Here is a 3,265-nt window from a genome sequence, read left to right as displayed (position 1 = left end):
AAAAGATCTTTGACATATTGACACAAGCAAGACTGTAGAACAGAAGTTCAAGACTTCTAACAACAAACAGAAAGCTGAAAGTATGAGCGAAAGACAGGCGAATATATTTATTTGTCCTATCTACGATCGTGAGAAAGTAGATAAGGGCGGATGGTGGATGCCTTGGCTCACTCAGGCGATGAAGGACGTGATAAGCTGCGATAAGCGGTGGGTAGGTGCAAATGACCTTTGATCCTCCGATTTCCGAATGGGACAACCCGTCATGCTGAAGGCATGACATCTGCTTATGCAGAGGCCAACGCGGGGAACTGAAACATCTTAGTACCCGCAGGAAGAGAAAATAAACAATGATTCCCCCAGTAGTGGCGAGCGAACGGGGAAGAGCCCAAACCTGCGTTGTGGCAACGCCTCGCAGGGGTTGTAGGACCACGTCGTGGTACGGTAACGGAGAGTGGAATTGCCTGGAAAGGCAGACCATAGCGGGTGAAAGTCCCTTACACGAATCCTGCTCCGGCCTAGTGGTATCCTGAGTAACGCGGAACACGAGGAATTCTGCGCGAATCCGCCGGGACCATCCGGTAAGGCTAAATACTCGAGTGAGACCGATAGCGTACGAGTACTGTGAAGGAAAGGTGAAAAGCACCTCGACAAGAGGAGTGAAATAGTTCCTGAAACCATCCGCCTACAAGCGGTCGGAGCATGCTTAGCATGTGACGGCGTGCCTTTTGCATAATGAACCTACGAGTTACCATCTCCGGCAAGGGTAAGGGCCATGAGACCCGCACCCGCAGTGAAAGCGAGCCTGAACAGGGCGTATAGTCGGAGGGGGTAGACGCGAAACCAAGTGATCTACACATGTCCAGGATGAAGTCCGGGTAACACCGGATGGAGGTCCGCACCGATAAGCGTTGAAAAGCTTCCGGATGAGGTGTGTGTAGGAGTGAAAGGCCAATCAAACTTGGAGATAGCTCGTACTCCCCGAAAGGCATTTAGGTGCCGCGTGCAGCGTTCAGCGTGAGAGGTAGAGCGACCGATAGGTCGAGAGGGCTTCACCGCCTATCGAGACCTGACGAACTCCGAATGCTCACGTTCTGCAGCTGTGCAGTAAGGGGGCGGGTGCTAAGGTCCGTCCCCGAGAGGAGAAGAATCCAGACCGCCGTCTAAGGTCCCGGAATTCTGCCTGAGTTAGTCTAACGAAGTGTGGTCCCAACGACAGCCAGGATGTTGGCTTGGAAGCAGCCATTCATTCAAAGAGTGCGTAACAGCTCACTGGTCGAGGGTCCGCGCATGGATAATAATCGGGTATAAGGCAGATACCGAAGGCGCGGGATAGCAATTGTAAAAGTATCGGTAGGGGAGCATTCCCTGTGCGTTGAATGCGGATGGTGATGTCCGCTGGAGCGCAGGGAAAAGCAAATGTAGGTATAAGTAACGATAAGGAGGGTGAGATTCCCTCCCGCCATAAGTCTAAGGTTTCCCGGGCAATGCCCGTCATCCCGGGGTCAGTCGGGTCCTAAGTCTCAGCCGAAGGGCGAGGGCGATGGCAGAAACGGTTAATATTCCGTTACTGCCGTACGGAGCGACGTGGAGACGCAGTAGTGAAACGGCCGCGCACAGACGGAATTGTGCGCTGAAGGGTGTAGATTATGAGGGTTGCAGGCAAATCCACAATCCGAGTCGAACCTGATCAGTAGGGCCTCTTCTCCGGAAGGGGCCGAGCGCCGGTAAGCATGCTGCCGAGAAAATCCGCTAAGCTTAATCCGTACGGCACCCGTACCGCAAACCGACACAGGTAGACGAGTAGAACATACTAAGGCGTTGGGAGATTCATGGTTAAGGAACTAGGCAAACTGACCCCGTAACTTCGGGATAAGGGGTCCTCACGTCGAGTGAGGCGCAGAGAATAGGTCCAGGCAACTGTTTAACAAAAACACAGGGCTGTGCGAACTCGAAAGATGAAGTATACAGCCTGACACCTGCCCGGTGCCGGAAGGTTAAGAGGAGATGTCAACCGCAAGGCGAAGCATTGAATTGAAGCCCCGGTAAACGGCGGCCGTAACTATAACGGTCCTAAGGTAGCGAAATTCCTTGTCGGGTAAGTTCCGACCTGCACGAATGGTGTAATGATCCGGACGCTGTCTCAACCATGAGCCCAGTGAAATTGTAGTATCGGTGAAGATGCCGATTACCCGCGATGGGACGAAAAGACCCCGTGAACCTTTACTACAGCTTAGCATTGACCTTGGTCATCCGATGTGTAGGATAGGCCGGAGGCTTTGAAGCGCGGGCGCCAGCCTGTGTGGAGCCATCCTTGAAATACGGCCCTTTGGCTGTCTGAGGTCTAACGCGCTCAGCGCGGACACTGCTTGGTGGGTAGTTTGACTGGGGTGGTCGCCTCCAAAAGCGTAACGGAGGCTTCCAAAGGTGCCCTCGGGCCGATTGGTAACCGGCCTTACAGAGTGCAATGGCATAAGGGCGCTTGACTGGGAGGCAGACATGCCGAGCAGGCAGGAAACTGGGGCATAGTGATCCGGCGGACGTGTATGGAAACTCCGTCGCTCAAAGGATAAAAGGTACTCCGGGGATAACAGGCTGATCCCCCCCAAGAGCTCATATCGACGGGGTGGTTTGGCACCTCGATGTCGGCTCGTCACATCCTGGGGCTGGAGAAGGTCCCAAGGGTTGGGCTGTTCGCCCATTAAAGTGGCACGCGAGCTGGGTTCAGAACGTCGTGAGACAGTTCGGTCTCTATCTATCGTGGGCGTTGGAGTTTTGAGCGGTGCCGTCACTAGTACGAGAGGACCGTGATGGACAGACCTCCGGTTTGCCGGTTGTGCCGCCAGGTGCACCGCCGGGTAGCTGAGTCTGGAACGGATAAGCGCTGAAAGCATCTAAGTGCGAAGCCAGCCGCGAGATTAGAACTCCTTACAGGGTCGTCCGAGACGAGGACGTCGATAGGGCGCAGGTGTAAAGACGGTGACGTCAAAGCCGAGCGCTACTAATTGCCCGAAACTTTCCACGGGCTGATACTTTGAGTTTTCGGTCCCAGCGATGGGACGGTTGCGAGGAAATTGGACAAAGAGTTCGAGGTTTTGCTTGTGCGGTAAGTCAACCCAATACCGGCTTCCTGCCAGCGGCATGCGCGCCGCGTACGATGGCAGTAGAGTCAGGAACGATATCAATCAGGCGGTTATTGCGGTGGGGTCCCACCTCTTCCCATTCCGAACAGAGAAGTTAAGCCCACTTGCGCCGATGGTACTGCAAT

At 54.3% G+C, this 3,265-nt stretch carries 2 rRNA genes; both read left to right on the top strand.

Annotation, left to right across the window (positions count from 1 at the left end):
• Positions 1-130: 130 nt before the first annotated feature.
• Positions 131-3,021: ribosomal RNA gene (locus CIK94_RS02705) — 23S ribosomal RNA — on the top strand.
• A 161-nt stretch (positions 3,022-3,182) separates the two neighbouring features.
• Positions 3,183-3,265: ribosomal RNA gene (gene rrf / locus CIK94_RS02700) — 5S ribosomal RNA — on the top strand; the annotation flags it as partial.

Source organism: Prevotella sp. P4-51 (assembly GCF_002251455.1).
Lineage (GTDB): Bacteria > Bacteroidota > Bacteroidia > Bacteroidales > Bacteroidaceae > Prevotella.
Note: the sequence above shows the minus strand (reverse complement) of the source record. Positions and strands in the feature narration are given on the sequence as shown.